Origin of the sequence: Maribacter sp. 4U21, assembly GCF_002742365.1 — a bacterium.
In the GTDB taxonomy this organism is placed as follows: Bacteria; Bacteroidota; Bacteroidia; order Flavobacteriales; family Flavobacteriaceae; genus Maribacter.
The window spans coordinates 1-1,122 of sequence record NZ_MDGN01000040.1 but is presented as its reverse complement, the minus strand read 5'-3'; the positions used below and the strand labels follow the sequence as shown (position 1 = coordinate 1,122).

The 1,122-nt window shown below is 47.9% G+C and carries 1 protein-coding gene; it reads right to left on the bottom strand.

What is annotated here, in order from left to right:
- Positions 1–1,122: Ig-like domain-containing protein (locus BFP77_RS08570; protein WP_143751880.1), on the bottom strand; the 1,122-nt coding region annotated here is incomplete at both ends.

The following is a 1,122-nucleotide window of genomic DNA, read 5'->3' as shown; positions in this document are numbered from 1 at the left end:
TGTCCACTCCACCTGCTGTGTCTTCTGTAAGCGTGGCCGTGTCATCTGTAATCACTGGTGAGTCATTCACAGAGTTCACCGTTACGTTCACAGTGGCCTCTTCACACTGTACGTCCGGTGTACCGTTGTCACATACCTGATAGGTAAATGAGTCCGTACCGTTAAAGTCTGCGTTAGGTGTGTAGGTTACTGTTCCATCAGGATTAATAACCACCGTACCGTTAGCTGGGGCACCTGTTATGCTCACCGATGCTGGGTCTATGCTGCCGCCATCCGCATTATCATTATCATTAGCCAGTATGTCTACTGTTACCGGGTTATCTTCATCTACAGTAGCCGTATCATCAGTTACCACTGGGGCATCTGACTCTTCTTCTACCGTTACAGTTACTGTGGCCGTCTGGCAGTCGCCAGTATCATCACAAACTTCATAGGTGAATGTGTCCGTGCCGTTAAAGTTCGGGTTAGGTACATAGTTCAGGGTGCCATCTGGATTAATGGTTACTGTTCCGTTAGACGGTGCGCCTACTATGCTTAAGCTAGAAGGGTCTATGGTACCGTCTACGTCAGTGTCATTTCCTAGTACGTTTATGTCTACTCCACCTGCTGTGTCTTCTGTTAGCGTGGCCGTGTCATCTGTAATAACTGGTGAGTCATTCACAGAGTTCACCGTTACGTTCACAGTGGCCTCTTCACACTGTACATCTGGTGTACCGTTGTCACATACCTGATAGGTAAATGAGTCCGTACCGTTAAAGTCTGCGTTAGGTGTGTAGGTTACTGTTCCATCAGGATTAATAACCACCGTACCGTTAGCCGGGGCACCTGTTATGCTTACTGAAGAAGCGTCTATGCTTCCGCCATCCGCATTATCATTATCATTGGCCAGTATGTCTACTGTTACTGGGTTATCTTCATCTACCGTAGCTGTATCATCGGTTACCACTGGGGCATCTGACTCTTCTTCTACCGTTACAGTTACTGTGGCCGTCTGGCAGTCGCCAGCGTCATCACATACTTCATAGGTGAATGTGTCCGTACCGTTAAAGTTCGGGTTAGGTACATAGTTCAGGGTGCCATCTGGATTAATGGTTACTGTTCCGTTAGACGGTGCGCCTACTA